The organism is Pseudothioclava arenosa, from assembly GCF_002358085.1.
GTDB lineage: Bacteria > Pseudomonadota > Alphaproteobacteria > Rhodobacterales > Rhodobacteraceae > Pseudothioclava > Pseudothioclava arenosa.
The window spans coordinates 121,803-139,363 of the sequence record NZ_NTJD01000007.1 but is presented as its reverse complement, the minus strand read 5'-3'; the positions used below and the strand labels follow the sequence as shown (position 1 = coordinate 139,363).

The window sequence follows — 17,561 nt, the reverse complement described above, 5'->3', positions numbered from 1 at the left end:
GTCAGACCCTCCACCGAACAACGGCCTCAAGGGTCATAACGCCATGCGTCAGGCTCAGCTCGGGCTTAGGGTCGCGCAGCCAGACCACGCGCGGCTGTTGCCATTCGTCCATCATCAGCTCGGGCGTGTCCTGCGGCCCGAACTCAAGCGCCCCATGCACCGCAGCACCGATCTGGCGCGCGGTGTCGGCCCCGTCTTCCTGTGCCCGGATGTGCAACGTGAGAAACACGCGCGCGAGGCGCTGCGACCCGGCAGCACAGCCCAGGAACTCGGTGCGCGCATCGCCGAGGACAACCGAGGGCAAGCGCTCAGAGCGCACGGAACCCGCGCGGATATTACCGGCAGGCACAAGCGCCACCACCTCGGGCGCATTAATCAACGCAGAGCGCACGGCGGTTTGGAAGGCCAGCGCGGGGTCAATCATGGCTGCCCCCTTGTGCTGCCTTGCGCATAGCCTGCCCGATGGCCCGCCCGATGCGGCGGCGCGCACGGGCTTCTGTCAGACGTGCAGCGGGCAGAAGGAAGGGTTGCGCCTCGGTGCCGGGGTGTTGAGTGCCCGCGAACTGCCCCGCGTTTACGTGCGGGTCGGTTCCAAACTCCACAAGATGCCCGTGGCGTTGCTCGGGGTTGCCGACCGTCACAAGCGCTTGGTTCTCGCCCGCCCTGCGACGGCCACCACCCTCTGCATAGGCGGGCGTCTCCGCACCGGGCGGCGTCACCACGATTGAGGCTTTCAGGTCGCCCTCGTCTTCCGGCGCGAGGCTGCGCGCCACATGCGTAAGGTCTTCCGCAGAGGCCACCACGGCAGGGCGCACGTCTTGCAGAACCGCATTCGGGATCGCTTCGAGGCGCTTGGCAAGCCGTGCGGCCTGCGCGTTCAGGTCCAGACCGGCCATGCCTCACACCACCCATTGACGCAGCGGTTGCAGCATGTCGTGAACGCCGAAAGGCACCGCGTAGGGGTTGCCCCCGACCTGTGCGGCCTCGCGGGTTTCATACCAGTAGGCTGCCAGCATCAGGACGGCTTGGTTGAAGAGCGCAGAGTCGATGCTGGCGCTGTTCCAGGGGCCGATAAAGGACTGGCAGTAGTGTTCGGCGGCGGCGATCTTGGACGCCAGAAGCGCGTCGTCAAGATCATGGTCAAGGTTGAGCTGGGCTTTCAGCTCAGCAACGGAAACAACAGGCATACTCGCAAACTCATAAACGAAAAGGCATCTATGTTATTACATAACATATCACGCCAAGCATTTGAAGAGTCGAAACAAAGTCAATCACGAATGCATCACGCGACCGTGATTTTCACAAAGCCATACCTCACTTCGCCAGCATCGCCTTAAAAATATGACCCCGAGGTCAATTCTCTGTTGCGCACCAAACACGACAAGCCTGAAACGGGCACCGAACGAGACGCGAAAAGTTGAATGCCCTGACTTCGTTAACCTTTTCTAGCGCACACGTATGCAGAAAGGATAGTTCATGCGTTCTAAGTTTGTTGCTCTCGGGCTTGCTGCAAGCGTTGCGGTTTCCGCTTGTGCGAAGAATGCCAATGAGATTTCGGCACAGTATATTTCTCCCATGCAGTATGAGTCTTACTCCTGCCGCCAGTTGAGTGAAGAGGCTCAACGGGTTTCCAGCCAAGCAGCGCGACTGACTGGGGTCCAGAACGAGAAAGCGAGCAGCGATGCCGTTGCGACCGGCGTCGCGCTGGTTCTCTTCTGGCCGGCCGCGTTCTTCATCGACGGCAACGGTGAAACGGCTTCGGAGCTTGGCCGCCTGAAGGGTGAACTCGAAGCCATCGAGAAAGTCAGTATCAAGAAGAACTGCGGCATCCAGTTCCAGCACGCTCCGGCGCCCGCCGCGAGGGAGCCGGAAGCCAAGAAGCCTTCGACGTTCTCGCCGAAGTCGGACGACTAAGCCCAAAAACGATCAGGGCCGCGATCATCGGCGGCCCTGGCTCAACTGGCATCCAGCGCCTTGATACGCTCTCGAAAAGTTATTTAGGGACAATCCTGCGTGAACCTCCCCCCGCCGGTCCTACTGGGGCCACAAAGTTTCACGGTAGCCCGGCTCAGGAACATGGGCTACACATGCGTCCCAAGTGCAACCGAGCAGGGCAAGCAGAATGCAGTTAGAAATGCGCGACACCCTAAACCACTCGCGACTTCAGACACGGCTGGCGACGTTCTCCGAATTCGGGGGCGAGAGCATCGTGGAGGTGCGCAACGGTGTCCCACACTACATTAACGAGTTCTGGACGGCGGGCCAAAGGCAGGGCCACCGACTTCATGAAGTGAGCTACCGTGCCTGCTTCAAGCCGCAACTGCCTGCGTTCTTCATAGATCTTCTGACGGAACCAGGCGACGTCGTCTATGACCCTTTCATGGGGCGCGGGACCACACCAATTGAAGCGAACCTCAAAGGTCGTGTAGCCTTCGGGAATGATGCGAACCCCCTGAGCATCCTCCTTACGGAACCCAGACTAAACACGCCGACACTCGGACAAGTTCGTGAACGCTTGGCGGAGATACCGTGGAAGTCGTTTGACGACTTTGAACATGACGAACTTCTCCCTTTCTATCACCCGGACACCCTAGCAATGATTGAAGGGTTGCGGTCATGGATGATCGAGCGAAGCAACAACAACCTTCTCGATAACACTGACAAGTGGATTCGAATGGTTGCGATCAACCGCCTCACTGGGCATTCGCCCGGTTTCTTTTCTGTCTACACCATGCCGCCGAACCAAGCGGTGAGCATTGAAACGCAGGTCAAGATTAACGCAAAGCGCAATCAATCGCCGACCCGCAGAGAAGTCCCAGACATAATCTTGAAGAAGTCGAAGTCTCTTCTCTCTCAAGGGGGCGCGTCGACTGATAGCTATAAACTACTGACCAAGAAATCGCACGAGACCAATGAAATTCCTGACGCAAGTGTTTCGCTTACAGTAACTTCACCACCCTTTTTGGACATCGTTCAATACGAGGCAGATAACTGGTTGCGGTGCTGGTTCGCTGGGATCGAAGTTGAAAAGGTGGGCATTTCAAGCCATAAAAAAGTCGAAGACTGGCAAGACTTCACCCACCAGACACTCCGAGAACTAGTGCGCATCACTAAGCCGGGCGGGCATATCGCATATGAAGTTGGTGAGGTAAGAAACAAGACCGTTTTCCTTGAGGAACACGTTCTTGAAGCTTCTAGCGGACTCGCTATAGAACCTGAAGCGGTCATGATCAACCAGCAAGATTTTACCAAAACCTCAAACTGTTGGGGCGTTGGTAACAATGCAGCCGGGACGAATACAAACCGCATAGTCATATTCCGGAGAACATGATGACTACAGAGCGAGAAAAACTTCTCGAAGAAATTTTGGCTCAAATGCTTAAGCCTTTAAAAGGTTTGCCATTTGAAGTTATTGTTAAATCTACCTGCAATACAGACGTAATAAAGTTCGACAAAAACACCGAAGAAAACTCAATATTTCTTGAGAGATTCATCAATGCGATGACTGATGTATGCCGGGAGATACAAGAGAATCCAATTCGACGCCCGCGACCAAATGAAGTTGGGAACGACATGGAGCCGTATGTCGCGAAGTTTCTCTCAGCCCATGGCTTCAATACAGCACCCGCCAAGACAAAGGAGGGCCTCGGGAAAGCCACAGCCTACCCAGACCTTTTTGTGGAACGCGACGGCGTGCCGATTTATGTTGAGGTCAAAAGCTACGCGGCTGAGAACCATTCGACAACTCAACGTTCGTTCTACTTCTCACCTTCCGACGATCCCAAAGTGTCTTGCGATGCCCATCACCTAGTCGTCGGATTTGAGATTTATGACCGAGGGGTGAACGGAAAGAAAGATGACAGGGCAAGAGACCTGCGCGATTACGTGCCGATGGGCTTTACGATCGCCGATCTCTACGGCATGTCGTGCGATATGAAAGCGGAGTTCAACTCGGACAACCGTCGCATGTATGAAGAAGATCGAATTCTCGCGAATGTCCGGGTGAACTAGTTTCCTCAAGGAAAACGCCTACCCGAGGCGACAAATGCGTTTTCTCGCATCCTGCCCCTGACCGCCTCGGGTTCAACGCCAGCGAAGGTGCATACAAGGTCGAGGTCTGCGCTCGGCCTTGTCAGGAAGCGGCGGGCCTCTTGGGTCTCGAACTCGCGGCGCTCGGGTGATACGCCAGACGCAGGCACCCCATGCACAGCGTCGTCAATGGCGCGCATCAGCACGGCCTGCCACAGCTCGCGGCTCATGCCTGCGCCCGCTCCTGCCGTTGCTTGGCGCTGTTGTGGTGGTGGGCGCAGAGGCTTTGCCAGTTGCGCCAGTCCCAGAACAGCTCCTTGTTCCCCCGGTGCGGTGTGATGTGATCGACAACGGTCGCGGGCGCACCGCAGATCACGCATTCAGGATGAAACATCAGATATTCGGCGCGGGCCTTCTGCGAGTCAGTCGTGTAGCCACGCTGGCGGGCGCTAGGGCGGCGCGCATCATGGCGACGGTTCCGGGCGCGGGTGCTTTCGATCTGGCACTGGCAGCGCTTGCCGTGAGGCACAGTGCGGCCACAGGTGCAGACGTGGGGCGGGCGGGGCATCAGAGCTTTCCTTTCAGGGCGCGCAGTCCTGTGCGGTCAAAGTCGGGGTCGAGACCGGCAGCGATGTTCGCGGCGCGCTGTTCCTCGGTCTGGCCGGTGGGGGTCTCGGCTTCGCCTGCCCCATGAATGGCATTGAGCTTCGCAACGTGGCCTTCGAAGGCTTGGGCGATCTCAAGCGGGGTTGCGGCCCAGGTCTCGGTGGGCGTCCAGCCAAGCCAGCCGGTGCCGATGCGGAACAGATCGGCATACGCCTCTGACCACGGCTTAGGCTTCGCGGTAGAAGGCGGCGGCGTGTCGGTGGGTTCTGCATCCATAGGCGCGAGGAACAACCCCAGAAGCTCGCCCAGAGGCTCAGCGACGGCCTCCTTAATCTCATCGAGCGGTCGGTTCGCAAGGGAATGCAAAAGGGCCTCGGCAGCGGAACCAGAAACCGCCGAGGCCCGCATGATCGCCCACACGGTTTGCGTGTGGAGTTGGGAGAGGTGGAGAATGAGACCTTCCCAGCCACCATGCAGGCGCTCAAGCGTCATCGCCGCGCGCAGGCTCGGGCGAAGCGTCACAGCATGACTGCCGTAACGCACCACCACCTCAGAGCTGCGCGCCAGCGGGTGCATAGGCTCAGGCTGCCAGCTTGAGCTTGGTCAAGGCCTCGCCCAGAACCACGCGGCCACCCACGCGGCGGCGGGCGTGCAGCTTGACGATACCGTTTGCCGCGCCGGTGTAGTCGTCGCGCAGGATCTCAAAGCCGGTGCGGTCGGCAATGGTGTAGCCCGACGCGAAGTCACCGAAGACGATGGGCGTGTTGCCTGCGGTCGGGTCGGCCATATCAACGGCCTCATAGACCGGGCGGCCCAGAAGGGTTGCAGGCTGGCCGCTCGTCAGGCCCGACTGCCACAGATAGGTGCCGTCCGTGTCCTTGAGCTTGCGAACCGTCGCCATCGTCTTGCGGTTCATCATCCACGCGCCGTTCTTCGAATAGGCCGATTTCAGCGCATAGAAGAGGTCAACAAGCGCGTCGCCGTCCAGACCGGCGACTTCCAGCTCGGGAACTTCCGCCGAGGTCATCACGCCTTCGGCGGCGGTGGTGCCGTTGCCGGTGACAAGCCATTGCGCTTCCATCTGGCCGAAGCGGCGGGCGATGTGATTGGCGAGGTAGGCGTTCAGATCAACCTGGGCGTCTTCCAGCAGGATGCGCGTCACTGGGACGACAACGGCCATTTCATGCGGCTTGAGGTCGATCTGTTCGAAGCTCGGTTCGGACTCGGGGCGCGCTGCGGTCTCGGTGACGTGGGCGGGCTGAACTTCATCCACCAAGCGGGGCAGTTGCAGAAGCGGGCCGCCCATGCTGATAACCGAGGCGAGGCCACGCATCGGCGATTGTTCGGCGATCTTCTCGATGATCGAAGCCGAGACGGCCTCGGGCGCGAGAATGTTGCCGGTCGAGGGCGCACTGTAGGCGAGGTTCTTGCGGTCGCCGGTGCGCAGGTAGTCGGTAAAGCCCTTCACCTCGTCTTCGGTCATGAGCGGGCTTTGAATGCCGGTCACACCGGGGCGGTTGCCCTTGGCTTCGAGCTTGTCGAGGCGGGCCTTGATCTCGTCAAAGGCTTTGGTGTCGATCTGCGGCACCTGGGCCTTGGTTTCTTCATTTTCCATTTGAGAAATTTCCTTGTTCAGAATGGCGGTTTTCAAAGAGGCGATCTGCGCGCCCGGATGCGCCGGGACGGCAACAATGCTGATTTCGTGAAGTTCAAGAGCGGTGATGCGGCGGCCCTTGCCCTCGCGCTTGGCGTCCTTGGTGACGAAGCCGATAGAGAGGCCAGAGACGGCACCCGCCTTGACCATCGCGCGCACTTCACGGGCGCGCTCCACGTCTTCGATCAGAAGACGGCCTTTCACCGTCAGGCCGGTGTCGGTCTCGGCGATCTGTTCCCAGACGCCAATGACCTGCGCCTGATCGTGCGCGAAGAGCATGGGCAGCGTCGCGGGGCCGGTGAAGGCACCTTTGACGATCACGTCGCCCACGCGGTCAGCAGAACCGAACGGCCACGCGATGCCGGTGATCTCGCCCGCGTCGGTGACGGACAGGTCGGCCTTGATCTCAAGCCGGTCGGTCATGCGACCACCTTGAGCGCCGGGGCGGCGTCAGGCTTGGCAACACCATTCCACCGCGCTTCCATGATCTCGAACGCGAGCGGGAAGGTCTCGGCAAGCGGGCGGTTCGCGGCATAGGTCGCACAGAGCCGCTTGGCTTCCTCGGGGTCAGTGCCGCCGCCGATCAGACCGAGCCGGATGATCTCTTGCAGCACGTTCGCCGGATAGGCGAGGTTCACAAGCTGGAAGTAGACCGCACCGACGCCAAGGCCGGTGATGCGTTCCAGCTCGGCCAGCATTGGGTCGGTCAGGGTGAAGCTGCGTTCGCCGTCACCGAAGAACGCGCGAAGGGTAATCTGGTCAGTCATTCAAAGGGGCTTTCTGGGAATTAGGCACAGGGGCTGCGCCGGTCGAGGTATAGGGGTTCTCAAGCGTGTTGCCGTCATCGTGGGGCGGCAGGTTCAGACCGGCCCGCACCTCGTTCGCGGTCATGGCACCCATGCTGCGATATTGGCCGTAAGCGGTGGCGCGGGCGGCGGTGTCGGTGGTGGTCAGATCGTCGGTGACGAACTCCACATACAGCTCGCGCCGTTCCTCGGGCGTCAGCAGGCACCGGGCATAGGCCCACGCCCAGGACGCCAGCCACGGCTTGAGCGTCACTTGCAGGAACTGGCGGGCCATTTCCTCGGTGTTTGACCATGTGCCGCGCGTCAGCTCGAAAAGCATGGTCGGCGGCACCCGGAAGACGCGGGCAATCTCGCGGATTTGCTCAAGGCGGTTTTCGGAGAACTGGCTATCGGCGAGCGTCATGGTGACGCTCTCGTAAGCCATGCCTTCGTCAAGAATGGCGGTGCCACCCGTGCGGCCCGAGCCGTGCGCAGCGGTCCAGCTCGCAGCCAGCTTGCCCTTGGCTTCGTCGCCGAGCGTCTTTTCGGTCTTGAGGATGCCACCCGGCTTGCCGCCGTTGGCGAAGAGCTTGGCGATATGCTCTTCGAAAGCCAGAGCGAGGCCGATTGCCTCGCGGCCCAGAGTGATCGGGGATGCGCCCCCGAAGGCGCTGACGTGCAGCACGTCCGAGAACGGGTAACGGTGGCGTCCGTCCGCAAGCTGCACAAGGTAGGTGGGTTCGCCGAAGTCGTCGGTCTCGATCTGCACTTGATGCGGTTCAAGGCGGTGCAGCTCTACCGGCTCCCCTGCCCCGTTGCGCACCACGAGCGCGAAGCCATGCCCGCGCAAGAGCGCATCGGTCGTGAGCTGCACCCGCAGGGCTTCCGCCGAGGTCCACGGGTTCGCTTCGCCATGCATCAGCTTGTAGGCCGGATGCTCGGTGACGGCGGCGCGGCCTTCGCGCTCGAAGAGCTTTACCGGCAGGCTGCCGACAGTCTCAGCGATCAGGGCAACGGCACAGGCGACAGCGGGAACGCGCAGCGCGCTTTCAGCGGTGACGCTCTTGCCGGTCAGGGTCGGCACAATGCCGAAGATCGGAAGGGCGGTGGGGTCCGAGACTCCCACCGCCTTCCTCGTGAAAAGGGAAAGGACTTTCTGAAACAAAGGTCACTCGAAACAAATACACTCGCAATGTGGATATTATAACATATCAAATGGCGAGTGTGAATCCCCTAAACTAAGGGGGTTCATCAGTATTACGCGGCGAGGTGGTCGAGATTTAGGCCGGGGTAGGCGATAGCGTTAATCAGCTCTACACGCTGTTCAAGTATCCCTTGAGGCATGATGCCATAGCGCCCCGTCATTGAGGGTTCAGCATGTCCGAGAATGAAGCCGAATTCCTTGTCGAGATATCCAGCCCTGCGAAGGGCATCAGTAGCGCCATGCCGGAACGAATAGAGCGACAGGCCGCGACCTTCCTTGAGGCCGATCCGGGTCATGTAGCGCCCGAACTCACGCGATACATCGGCCATCATCTGACCGCGCTCATTCCGCTTCGCTCCGGGGAATAGCTGCGAGCCGCCTTCCTTCACACGCTGTTCATGGTAGCTAAGAAAGCCGAACCGGATTAGCTCAGGATGAACCGGCACCACGCGCATAGAGCCTTCGGTCTTCACCGATTTGCCTTCCTCGGTTTCATCGCCCTCGGTGGTGATATGCATGATCCAGTGCCCATGCAGCTCGCGCACGTCCGTGACGGCAAGCTGGCCGATCTCACCGGGGCGCGCGCTCGAGAACAGCATGATCAACGGCACCCAGAAGCGGTGGTCTCGGATCAGCACATTGCCGGGCTTCGCCACGTTGCGCCACTCGTCGGCACTCTGGCACCCTGCGAACCACGGCGAACTAAACAGCTTGTTCAGTTGGTCGGACGTGTAGGGCAGGGTGGGGGTCGAGCTTTCCTTTTTCAGCATCATCTTCTCGACCGGGTTGCGGTCTATGTATCCGTTCTCCTCGGACCAAGACAAAAGCGCGCTCAGACTCGACAGGTAGCGGTTCACTGTCCGGTCGGCGATCACAGGCTTGCCTTCCTTTTCATTCGCCTTGACGATCTGATGAATATTCATCCCGGCAAAGACTTTGGTCTCCGTCGCTTTGACCGGATACTTTTTCAGAAGCTGCTTCCACTCTCTGACCTCAACCTTAGTGATCCGAGAGATAGGGAAACTAGCGCCGACCATCTGAACGAAAATGCCAACATCGCGCCGCGACTGGTTGATGCGGTCCTGCGCCACGCCGTTCTTGTTCTCAGCGGCGAATATCTCGAAGACTTCCATGATTGTTTCACCGGGCTTCGCAAGCTCTCTGCGCGCGCCTGTAGCGGGCTTCACGAGAGGGTCATGGGGTTGGCCGGTGTAGTCGCCCTTGTCGCGCTCTAGGGTGCGCTGTAGCGCCTCTATCTCAGCGCGCATCATGGCGCGTGCTAGGCTCAGCCATCCGGGCGATCCAGGCTCGGCAATGAGTTTGTTTGCGCGCAGATACTCATTCACCTCGGACGCGATCAGTGCCGTCTCGCCCTTGGTCAGGTGTTTGCGCATGTCCGCGAGCTTCACCGACCGCGCCGCAGCGCTGATCTTCGAAGTCTCTTTCAGCACCTGATAGTCAAGTGTTACGTCGAGGAGCGCGAGCGGGTCGGTTAGGTCTATCTCCGAGGTCTGAACCGTCTCGATCAGGTCGGCCTTGGCAGCCTCAAGCGTCTCTTCGGTCGGTCGGTGAAGGCGCTCAACATCATCGCGCTCAATGCTGGCCGTGTAGTGATCCCAGACGGCGTTTTCTTGGTCGGCCTTGATCTCGCCCTCGGCGTTGACGTGATAGAGCGCGTGCGGCACGAGCCGGTCGGTGCGCCCCTCGGAGGCGAGCCAGAAGCCGCCCTCGCCATCCGCGACGATACCTTCGAGGTCGAGCTTCTGCGCGGGCCAGCCGGCGCGGGTGACACGGATCGCGCGGGTGATGCGCGCGGGCACCTGCGTCGGGTCGATCTCGAAGATCGTCGGCTGGTAGCCGTAAAAGCTGTCATTGACCGCATAGAGCTTGCCGTCCAGCGCGGTCAGCCCCGACAGGGCGCCCCAGCCGATCAGCGTCTCGGTCCCGGCCGAGGTCAGTTGCGGATAGGCGGGCGGCGCATCCTGATATTCGTAGATCATGACATGCGCCCGCGCGCCACCATCCTCGATCAGGTCGGCCTCGTTCGCGGTCACCAGAAGGTTGCGCGACGGGATCGCCATCACGCCTTCCGGCGCGATCCCCGAGGGCAGCAGTTGCCTGAGCTTCGGCGCCGACGGGTCGGTCACGTCATAGACCGCCGCGATCGAGCCGCGCTCGGAGAGGATGAAGGCAAAGGTCGTCTCGCCGAAACGGGCGATTTCCATCCCCTCGGGCTCCACGCCCTTCGCATCCGAGCGTTTGTCCGGATAATGGCCGATGCGGACGATCTCGTATTCCAGTTCGGGGCCGCTTTCATAGACCACGGTGCCGTCCTTGCGGAACACCGTGAACCCGCGCGAGCCGCCGTCCATGTCGCCCTCATTCGCGGTGATGAAATGGTTGTCGTCGATCCAGCCGAGTCCGTCGGGCTCACGCAGGCGGCCGGGTTGCTCTTGCGAGAAGATCAGCGCGCCGCGTTCGTCGGTGGTGTCGATCCCCGTGAGGTCCACCGAGCCGGCCGGAAAATGCGCCGCGATGGAGCCATCGGCGCCAATCACCACGATGTGGTTGTTTTCCTGCATCGTGACGGCGATCTCGCCGGAGGTGTTCACGTCGACGAATTCGGGCTCCGGGTCTTCGGGCGCGATCTCGGCAAGGCCGGTCATCGCGATCTTCTGGAGCGCCGCGCAATCGGGGGTGCCTTTTGACAGCGGCAGCTTGACCAGCCAGCCTTCGGGCATCTGGCCGACCCGGCCATCACCGGCATCCTCGTCGCGTTCGTTCTCGATCGCGATCGCGAGGAACGACCCGTCGGGCGCGACGGCGGTCGAATCCGGCTGCCCGCCCAGATCGCATTCGCCGCGGATCTCGCCCGAGGCCAGATCGACCGTGACCAGCTTGCCCGACGGCGCCGTGTAGCTTTCCGAAGTGTTCACCGCGACCAGCGCATTCGGCCCCGCGACCGAGACCGCCGTCGGCTCGCCACCCATCGCGACAGTGCCAAGCGGCTTCGGCGCGCGCGGGTCGGTGATGTCGATCCGGGCGATCACGCCCAGCGGGCTGTCGGTATAGACCAGCGTCATGCCATCCGGCGAGGCTGCGATAATTTCGGCCGAGCTTTCACGACCGTGGTCGTCGGCCTCGGCCATATTGTCGACGGTGGCAAAGCTGGCAATGCGGTTGAAGCTCATCTCGGCCATGGCGCCCTGCGCGCAAAGGGCCAGCGCCGAGGTCAGGCACAAACGGGTCAAGAGCATCGGTGGGTCACTCCGTAGCGGGTTGCAATCCACCTCTCCTCGGCGGCGACCGTCTCAGTCAGGTGACGCCGCCGCGAAAAATTTGTGACAATACGCGCGATCAGCCGCCTGGGCCGGTCACCCTGCGAAGCGCCTCAGCCGCGCACCAGAACGGCGGCGATGACCTCGGGGCGCAGCACGCTGTCGCGGCAGGCGGCGGGCTGGTCGATCGTCTCGCAGGCCTTCTTGAGCGCCTTCACCGTGAGCGGGCCGACATAGCCATCGAGCTTGCCCTGATAGAGCCCATCGCGTTGCAGCAGCTTCTGCGCCATGTAGATCGCGACATTCGGGTTGGCCTGGTACAACTCCTTGCCGAGCCAGGTCGTCATGTGCTCGGGGTGCTCGGCGGCCAGTTGCGCGACCTCTTCGTAGCGCGTGTCGTAGCGCGCCCGCTTGGCGGAGAAGGTCAGTTGATATTGCCAGATCTCACGCTCGCTCAGCAGCGGTATGAAATGCTCCAGCGCCAGTTCGGCCTCGTCCAGATCGCGGCGAATATTCATCCGGTTGCCGTCGCGCAACAGGCTGATCAGGAATTTCGCGGCCTCCGCATTGCCCGCCTCGGCCGCCTGCGTCAGTTGCCAGAGCGTCTCGGGGCCGTTCGCGCGCATCGAGATCCCCCACATCCGGCGCGTCGCATCAAGCACCTCGATGCGTTCGCTACCGGCAGCGCGGGCCTTTTCGGCGAAGGCGTCGAACTTGCGGCGCGGGCCGAGGTAGCCATACATCGCCCCTTCGGCGAGGATCGTCCAGGCCGCGCCGACGCCCATATTCCCCGCGCGCGTCAGATAGGCCTCGGCGGCGGCGGGATCGGTGTTTTTCCACATCAGCGTCTCGCCATATTGCGCGAGCCCCTCGCCATTGCCCGCCTCAGCGGCCTCTTCGAACAGCGCCAGCGCGCGCGCCGTGTCCTTGGGCAGGCCGATGCCATAGAGATGAAACGATCCCAGCGCGAGCTTGGCCTTGACCTCGCCTTCGCCGGCCGCCTGTTCCAACAGCGCCTGCCCCGCCGCGATATCGCGCGGCAAGACCCAGCCGCCGACCAGTTGCTCGCCCAGAACCGCCTGCGCCGGGGTGTAACCCGCGTCAGACGCCTCTTGCAGCAGTGCCTGCGCGCGGGCGGTATCCACCGGCACGCCCAGCCCCCACAGATAGGTCTGCGCCATCACGAGCCGCGCCTTGCCGCTGCCCGTCGCCGCCGCCATCTCCAGCAAGGCCAGCCCGCGCTCGGGCTCCGCCGGCAGGTAATAGCCGTCGATCAGCACCTTTCCGAGAACCTCTTGCGCCGTCACGTCCCCGGCCTGCGCCGCCTGATCAAGCAGATCGACCCCGGCCGCGACATTCTTGATCGCGGGGGCGATGCCATAGAGCAATCCCTCGCCGCGTTCGCGCAGCGCAGCCGCCTCGGCCGCGCTCAGCGTCACCGGCGCGGCCACGGCCTCCGCTCCGGGCGCAACCGCGCCCTCGCTGGTCTGCGCCCCCGGGGCGCCCCCGCTCCCTGTCCAGATCACGGCGGCCAGAATGGCAAGAGCCGTGCCTTGAAACTTGTGATGAACACGCATGGCGACCTCCTCCTGCAAAGACAAATCATACCACCTTCGGGCCGGATTCGGCCATGATCTGGCGCAGGGCGCGACACTCGGGCACGGGCGAAAGCACCCCCTCCTGCCCGCGTGGCCTCGTTGCCCCTGTTCAAGCCCGCCCCCATGCATTATTCAGGCCCGAGCCCAAAACCGGCCTTTCCGGCCCATGACCAGACGGACGAAGCCCATGCCTCATTACCGTTCCCGCAAATCCACCCACGGCCGCAACATGGCGGGTGCGCGCGGCCTTTGGCGCGCCACCGGCATGACCGACAGCGATTTCGGCAAGCCGATCATCGCGGTGGTAAACTCGTTCACGCAATTCGTGCCCGGCCACGTCCACCTCAAGGACCTCGGCCAGATGGTCGCGCGCGAGATCGAAGCCGCGGGCGGCGTTGCCAAGGAATTCAACACCATCGCCATCGACGACGGCATCGCGATGGGCCATGACGGCATGCTCTATTCGCTGCCCTCGCGCGAAGTCATCGCCGACTCTGTCGAATACATGGTCAACGGTCATTGCGCCGATGCGATGGTCTGCATCTCGAACTGCGACAAGATCACCCCCGGCATGATGATGGCGGCGATGCGGCTGAACATTCCGGTGATCTTCGTTTCGGGCGGCCCGATGGAAGCGGGCAAGGAAGGCGCCGAGATCGTCGGCCATGACCTCGACCTCGTCGATGCGATGGTCGCCGCCGCCGACGACAAATACACCGACGAAGAGGTCCTCGCGATCGAGAAATCGGCCTGCCCGACCTGCGGGTCGTGCTCGGGGATGTTTACCGCCAACTCGATGAACTGCCTCGCCGAGGCGCTGGGTCTGGCGCTGCCGGGCAACGGCTCGATGCTGGCCACCCATGCCGACCGCAAGGCGCTGTTCCTCGAAGCCGGCCGCAAGATCGTCGAGATCACCAAGGCCCATTACGAAGGCAACCAGCCGGGCCTGCTGCCGCGCGAAATCGCCACCTATCAAGCGTTTGAAAACGCGATGAGCCTCGATATCGCGATGGGCGGCTCGACCAACACGGTGCTGCACCTGCTGGCGATCGCCCATGAGGGCGAGGTCGATTTCACCATGGCCGACATGGACCGGCTGTCGCGCAAGGTGCCGTGCCTGTCGAAGGTCGCCCCCGCCAAGCAGGACGTGCACATGGAAGACGTTCACCGCGCCGGTGGCATCATGGCCATTCTGGGCGAGTTGCACCGTGGCGGCCTCCTGCATGGCGACGTGCGCACCGTCCATTCCGACACGCTGGCCGAGGCGATCGCGAAATGGGACGTGATGACCGCGAACGACCCGGCGATCGAGGAATTCTATCGCGCCGCGCCGGGCGGCGTGCGCACCACCCAGGCCTTCTCCACGCAGAACCGCTACAAGGAACTGGACCGCGACCGCGCCAAGGGCGTGATCCGCTCGGTCGAACATGCGTTCTCCAAGGACGGCGGTCTGGCGGTACTTTACGGCAATATCGCGCTTGATGGCTGTATCGTGAAAACCGCGGGCGTGGACGAGTCGATCCTGAAATTCTCGGGCCCGGCGAAGGTGTTTGAATCGCAAGACGACGCGGTCTCGGGCATCCTGACCGGCAAGGTCACCGAGGGCGAAGTGGTGGTGATCCGCTACGAAGGCCCGCGAGGCGGCCCGGGCATGCAGGAAATGCTCTACCCGACCTCCTACCTGAAATCGAAGGGCCTGGGCGCGAAATGCGCGCTGCTCACCGACGGTCGTTTCTCGGGCGGCACCTCGGGCCTGTCGATCGGGCATGTCTCGCCCGAAGCCGAGGAAGGCGGGCTGATCGGGCTGGTGGAAACCGGCGACCTGATCGAGATCGATATCCCGAACCGCACGATCAACCTCGCCGTGGCCGAAGACGTGCTGGGGGCGCGCCGCGCCGCCAAGGGGCCGCTGCCCTGGGGCCCGGCCGCACCGCGCCCGCGCGCCGTTTCGACCGCGCTCAAGGCCTATGCGATGCTGGCCTCGTCCGCGGCCAAGGGCGGGGTGCGCATCCTGCCCAAGTGATCGTGGATCATGGAATTGGAAAGGCCGCGCCCCCGGGCGCGGCCTTTTGCATTACAGATAGCGCCCGCCGCGTTCGAGCACCTCGATCTGGTAGCCGTCAGGGTCCGCGATAAAGAAGAACCGCGCGATCACCGTGCCGGCGGGCGCGAAATCGACGATCTTGCGCGGCGCAAGCCCAGCCGCCTCCAGCCGCGCGTGCTCGGCCGCGACATCGGCCACCGACACCGCCAGATGGCCATAGCCATCGCCCAGCGCATAGGGCTCGGTCCGGCCCTTGTTCACCGTCAGCTCCAGCTCAAAGCTGCCCTCGCCATTCGACAGGTAGATCAGCGTGAACTCGGGGAAATCCAGCCGCTCGGCCACGCGGAGCCCGAAGGCAGCCTCGTAGAACGCCAGCGAGCGCGCCTCGTCGAGCACGCGGATCATCGAATGGATCATCTTGGCCATCGGGCCCTCCTGTCGCGCAGATCAGCCCGCGAGCACCGAGCAGGCCCGGCGCACGCAAAGCGCATAGCCCTCGACACCAAAGCCCGCCATCACCCCGTCGGCGCGCAGCGAGACATAGGAATGGTGGCGGAAGGATTCGCGCTTGTGCACGTTGGAGATATGGCACTCGAACACCGGCCCCTCGAAGGCGTTCAGCGCATCGAGAATGGCGATCGAGGTATGGGTGTAGGCGCCCGGGTTGATCACGATGGCGCAGGCCTCGTCGCGCGCGCGGTGGATCAGCTCGACGATGCCGCCCTCGTAATTCGACTGGAACAGCGCGACCTCGAACCCCGCCTCGGCGGCGACGGCGGCGCAGTTCCGCTCCACATCCTCAAGCGTGTCATGGCCGTAGATCTCCGGCTGGCGCTTGCCCAGCAGGTTCAGGTTCGGCCCGTTCAGGATGAAGATGGTCTTGCTGCTCATCGGTCCCGCTCCACGTTGAAATCGTTTTACCCATTGCTAACGCAAGCGGCGCGCTCTGGCGAGAGGGTCAGGCCCCGGGGACACGCTCCGTGATGGAGCCGCCACAGCAGGCAAACGGCGCCAGGCACATTCGAGCGGATGTCTGAGGGGGGGGATGGTACCGCCTCCCCGGCTTGAACGGGGGACCTCTGGATCCACAATCCAGCGCTCTAACCAACTGAGCTAAGGCGGCACTGCGCGCGGATTTAGCGCCCCCGACAGGCGATTGCAAGAGCACTTTCGCGCGAATTTGCCTACCGAGGCGGCTCTTGCCCCCGCGCGCGCAAGAGGCTAGGCCGAATGAGACGCGCCACGCGCCCGACTGAACTTGCCGGAGGACCGACCATGGGGATCAACAAGGAAAGCGAAATCGCCGCGAATCTGCAGATCGGCCCGACCGATCACGGCATGGTGCGGATATATGTCGAAGGTGACGGCGTCGATCTGCCGCTCGATTTCGACCCGGAAGAGGCCGAGGAAATTGCCGAAGAGCTGATGGCCGCCGCCGAAGTCGCGCGCCAGATGGCCGCCGGATCAAAGAAAAAGCGCTGAGGCCTAAAGCAACAGCCCCGGGCGCGGATCGCTGAGCATGTGCAACCGCCCCGCCGCCCGGCGCGCGAAATCCAGCGTCAGCGCCTTGCGCCGCGCAGGCGCCAGCGGGCAATGGGGCGCCTCGCGCAGAACCTCGGCGCCATGCCCGTCGGCCAGGATCACGCCGGTCTCCTCGGGCAGAAGATCGAGCGGGAAATCCGCGTCCACCGCCCAGAAATAGCGGTCGCACCACTCAAGATAGCCCTGCCATTTGCGGTCGGCGCGGAAATCCGCGCGCCCCGATTTGCACTCGACGATCCAGATCTCGCCCTTGCGCCCGATCGCCATCACATCGGCGCGCAGGCGCGGGCGCAGCGGCATCTCGGGCAGGCCCGACATCCCCAGATCACGCAGCGCACGCAAAACCCCACGCGCGAGGATCTGGCCGGGCTGCATCTGTTGAAAAGGCTGGGTATCGCTCATGCGGAAAACATGAACGCAAAGTGAACAAAAGTCGAGCCCTCAGGTGATCAGCACATAGGCCAGCAGCGTGCCATGCGCGAGCAGGATGAACGCCACCGACAAGGAGCCCAGATCCTTGGCGTTTTTCGCCATGTCCGAACGCTCGGGCGAGACCCGGTCGACGACCTCTTCGATCGCGGTGTTGATCGCTTCGAAGGCAAAGCCGATCAGCGCCAGCAGGACAAAGAGCACGATCTCGAGGGGCCGCGCATGGGCCGCCACATAGACCGGCAACAACAGCGCCGCGGCCAGCACCTGATGGCGAAAAGCGGTTTCCTTCCAGAGCCGCGCGAGGCCGCTTGCCGAATAGCCCGCAGCGGCCAGAACATGGGCCGGACCGCCGGGTGGCGGCGCGGGGCGCTTTTCGTCACTCATACTCT

General features: G+C 62.6%; 18 protein-coding genes, 1 tRNA gene and 1 pseudogene. 5 read left to right on the top strand and 15 right to left on the bottom strand.

What is annotated here, in order from left to right:
- Position 1: 1 nt before the first annotated feature.
- The 3 genes from CLN94_RS10445 to CLN94_RS10435 are packed head-to-tail and all read right to left on the bottom strand — an operon-like array spanning position 2 to position 1,187.
- Positions 2 to 424 carry a DUF3168 domain-containing protein gene (locus CLN94_RS10445; protein ID WP_096433884.1) on the bottom strand — a complete coding sequence of 141 codons (423 nt, stop codon included), beginning with the start codon at positions 422 to 424 and terminating at the stop codon, positions 2 to 4.
- Complete coding sequence (locus tag CLN94_RS10440) at positions 417 to 896, bottom strand: HK97 gp10 family phage protein (RefSeq protein WP_096433883.1); 480 nt, start codon at positions 894 to 896, stop codon at positions 417 to 419. Before CLN94_RS10440 ends, CLN94_RS10445 begins: the two co-directional genes overlap by 8 nt.
- Positions 897 to 899: 3 nt before the next feature.
- Positions 900 to 1,187, bottom strand: coding sequence for a head-tail connector protein (locus CLN94_RS10435; protein WP_096433882.1), 288 nt, complete (start codon positions 1,185 to 1,187; stop codon positions 900 to 902).
- 289 nt (positions 1,188 to 1,476) lie between these two features.
- On the opposite strand from CLN94_RS10435, the gene CLN94_RS10430 reads away from it, so the two are divergent.
- The 3 genes from CLN94_RS10430 to CLN94_RS13830 all read left to right on the top strand — a co-directional run bounded on the left by CLN94_RS10430 (position 1,477) and on the right by CLN94_RS13830 (position 4,011).
- Positions 1,477 to 1,914 carry a hypothetical protein gene (locus CLN94_RS10430; protein WP_096433881.1) on the top strand — a complete coding sequence of 146 codons (438 nt, stop codon included), beginning with the start codon at positions 1,477 to 1,479 and terminating at the stop codon, positions 1,912 to 1,914.
- Positions 1,915 to 2,134: 220 nt separating this feature from the next.
- A complete protein-coding gene (locus CLN94_RS10425) occupies positions 2,135 to 3,331 on the top strand; it encodes a DNA methyltransferase (protein WP_179300288.1) in 1,197 nt (398 codons plus the stop codon).
- A complete protein-coding gene (locus CLN94_RS13830; protein ID WP_179300287.1) occupies positions 3,328 to 4,011 on the top strand; it encodes a hypothetical protein in 684 nt (227 codons plus the stop codon). Before CLN94_RS10425 ends, CLN94_RS13830 begins: the two co-directional genes overlap by 4 nt.
- 244 nt (positions 4,012 to 4,255) lie before the next feature.
- On the opposite strand, the gene CLN94_RS10410 is transcribed toward CLN94_RS13830, so the two are convergent.
- The 7 genes and pseudogenes from CLN94_RS10410 to CLN94_RS10380 form a co-directional block, all read right to left on the bottom strand.
- Positions 4,256 to 4,597, bottom strand: a complete 342-nt coding sequence (locus CLN94_RS10410; RefSeq protein ID WP_096433877.1) for an HNH endonuclease signature motif containing protein — start codon at positions 4,595 to 4,597, stop codon at positions 4,256 to 4,258.
- Positions 4,597 to 5,211 carry a phage tail assembly chaperone gene (locus CLN94_RS10405; RefSeq protein ID WP_096433876.1) on the bottom strand — a complete coding sequence of 205 codons (615 nt, stop codon included), beginning with the start codon at positions 5,209 to 5,211 and terminating at the stop codon, positions 4,597 to 4,599. Before CLN94_RS10405 ends, CLN94_RS10410 begins: the two co-directional genes overlap by 1 nt.
- Positions 5,212 to 5,215: 4 nt before the next feature.
- Complete coding sequence (locus tag CLN94_RS10400) at positions 5,216 to 6,712, bottom strand: phage major capsid protein (RefSeq protein ID WP_096433875.1); 1,497 nt, start codon at positions 6,710 to 6,712, stop codon at positions 5,216 to 5,218.
- Positions 6,709 to 7,056, bottom strand: coding sequence for a gene transfer agent family protein (locus CLN94_RS10395; protein WP_096433874.1), 348 nt, complete (start codon positions 7,054 to 7,056; stop codon positions 6,709 to 6,711). Before CLN94_RS10395 ends, CLN94_RS10400 begins: the two co-directional genes overlap by 4 nt.
- The gene (locus CLN94_RS10390; RefSeq protein ID WP_245845196.1) at positions 7,049 to 8,200 is read right to left on the bottom strand and encodes a phage portal protein; all 1,152 of its coding nucleotides are present in this window, start codon (positions 8,198 to 8,200) and stop codon (positions 7,049 to 7,051) included. The genes CLN94_RS10395 and CLN94_RS10390 overlap by 8 nt, the downstream gene beginning before the upstream one ends.
- 1,718 nt (positions 8,201 to 9,918) lie before the next feature.
- Positions 9,919 to 11,535 (bottom strand): annotated as a pseudogene (locus tag CLN94_RS14140) (esterase-like activity of phytase family protein); the annotation flags it as partial.
- 134 nt (positions 11,536 to 11,669) lie between these two features.
- Positions 11,670 to 13,133, bottom strand: coding sequence for a tetratricopeptide repeat protein (locus CLN94_RS10380; protein ID WP_096433871.1), 1,464 nt, complete (start codon positions 13,131 to 13,133; stop codon positions 11,670 to 11,672).
- 208 nt (positions 13,134 to 13,341) lie between these two features.
- Between CLN94_RS10380 and ilvD the strand changes: the two genes are divergently transcribed.
- The gene (gene ilvD, locus CLN94_RS10375; protein WP_096433870.1) at positions 13,342 to 15,177 is read left to right on the top strand and encodes a dihydroxy-acid dehydratase; all 1,836 of its coding nucleotides are present in this window, start codon (positions 13,342 to 13,344) and stop codon (positions 15,175 to 15,177) included.
- Positions 15,178 to 15,228: 51 nt separating this feature from the next.
- On the opposite strand, the gene CLN94_RS10370 is transcribed toward ilvD, so the two are convergent.
- From CLN94_RS10370 to CLN94_RS10360, 3 genes are all read right to left on the bottom strand, one after another.
- Positions 15,229 to 15,624, bottom strand: coding sequence for a VOC family protein (locus tag CLN94_RS10370; protein WP_096433869.1), 396 nt, complete (start codon positions 15,622 to 15,624; stop codon positions 15,229 to 15,231).
- A 21-nt stretch (positions 15,625 to 15,645) separates the two neighbouring features.
- A complete protein-coding gene (gene aroQ, locus CLN94_RS10365) occupies positions 15,646 to 16,089 on the bottom strand; it encodes a type II 3-dehydroquinate dehydratase (RefSeq protein WP_096433868.1) in 444 nt (147 codons plus the stop codon).
- Positions 16,090 to 16,244: 155 nt separating this feature from the next.
- A tRNA-His gene (locus CLN94_RS10360) sits at positions 16,245 to 16,321 on the bottom strand.
- A 152-nt stretch (positions 16,322 to 16,473) separates the two neighbouring features.
- Here CLN94_RS10360 and CLN94_RS10355 point away from each other — a divergent pair.
- Entirely contained in the window at positions 16,474 to 16,680 is a 207-nt protein-coding gene (locus CLN94_RS10355) for a DUF6324 family protein (protein ID WP_096433867.1), read from the top strand.
- Between the two features lie 3 nt (positions 16,681 to 16,683).
- Here CLN94_RS10355 and CLN94_RS10350 read toward each other — a convergent pair whose 3' ends face one another.
- The gene (locus CLN94_RS10350) at positions 16,684 to 17,142 is read right to left on the bottom strand and encodes an MmcB family DNA repair protein (RefSeq protein ID WP_245845195.1); all 459 of its coding nucleotides are present in this window, start codon (positions 17,140 to 17,142) and stop codon (positions 16,684 to 16,686) included.
- Between the two features lie 39 nt (positions 17,143 to 17,181).
- On the bottom strand, positions 17,182 to 17,556 hold the full coding sequence (locus CLN94_RS10345; protein WP_096433866.1) for a diacylglycerol kinase: 375 nt from the start codon (positions 17,554 to 17,556) through the stop codon (positions 17,182 to 17,184).
- Positions 17,557 to 17,561: the final 5 nt, after the last annotated feature.

Excerpts from the sequence above, each read along its gene's own strand:
- CLN94_RS10445 (WP_096433884.1), bottom strand. The coding sequence starts at position 424 with ATGATTGACCCCGCGCTGGCCTTCCAAACCGCCGTGCGCTCTGCGTTG.
- CLN94_RS10440 (WP_096433883.1), bottom strand. The coding sequence starts at position 896 with ATGGCCGGTCTGGACCTGAACGCGCAGGCCGCACGGCTTGCCAAGCGC.
- CLN94_RS10435 (WP_096433882.1), bottom strand. The coding sequence starts at position 1,187 with ATGCCTGTTGTTTCCGTTGCTGAGCTGAAAGCCCAGCTCAACCTTGAC.
- CLN94_RS10430 (WP_096433881.1), top strand. The coding sequence starts at position 1,477 with ATGCGTTCTAAGTTTGTTGCTCTCGGGCTTGCTGCAAGCGTTGCGGTT.
- CLN94_RS10425 (WP_179300288.1), top strand. The coding sequence starts at position 2,135 with ATGCGCGACACCCTAAACCACTCGCGACTTCAGACACGGCTGGCGACG.
- CLN94_RS13830 (WP_179300287.1), top strand. The coding sequence starts at position 3,328 with ATGATGACTACAGAGCGAGAAAAACTTCTCGAAGAAATTTTGGCTCAA.
- CLN94_RS10410 (WP_096433877.1), bottom strand. The coding sequence starts at position 4,597 with ATGCCCCGCCCGCCCCACGTCTGCACCTGTGGCCGCACTGTGCCTCAC.
- CLN94_RS10405 (WP_096433876.1), bottom strand. The coding sequence starts at position 5,211 with ATGCACCCGCTGGCGCGCAGCTCTGAGGTGGTGGTGCGTTACGGCAGT.
- CLN94_RS10400 (WP_096433875.1), bottom strand. The coding sequence starts at position 6,712 with ATGACCGACCGGCTTGAGATCAAGGCCGACCTGTCCGTCACCGACGCG.
- CLN94_RS10395 (WP_096433874.1), bottom strand. The coding sequence starts at position 7,056 with ATGACTGACCAGATTACCCTTCGCGCGTTCTTCGGTGACGGCGAACGC.
- CLN94_RS10380 (WP_096433871.1), bottom strand. The coding sequence starts at position 13,133 with ATGCGTGTTCATCACAAGTTTCAAGGCACGGCTCTTGCCATTCTGGCC.
- ilvD (WP_096433870.1), top strand. The coding sequence starts at position 13,342 with ATGCCTCATTACCGTTCCCGCAAATCCACCCACGGCCGCAACATGGCG.
- CLN94_RS10370 (WP_096433869.1), bottom strand. The coding sequence starts at position 15,624 with ATGGCCAAGATGATCCATTCGATGATCCGCGTGCTCGACGAGGCGCGC.
- aroQ (WP_096433868.1), bottom strand. The coding sequence starts at position 16,089 with ATGAGCAGCAAGACCATCTTCATCCTGAACGGGCCGAACCTGAACCTG.
- CLN94_RS10355 (WP_096433867.1), top strand. The coding sequence starts at position 16,474 with ATGGGGATCAACAAGGAAAGCGAAATCGCCGCGAATCTGCAGATCGGC.
- CLN94_RS10350 (WP_245845195.1), bottom strand. The coding sequence starts at position 17,142 with ATGAGCGATACCCAGCCTTTTCAACAGATGCAGCCCGGCCAGATCCTC.
- CLN94_RS10345 (WP_096433866.1), bottom strand. The coding sequence starts at position 17,556 with ATGAGTGACGAAAAGCGCCCCGCGCCGCCACCCGGCGGTCCGGCCCAT.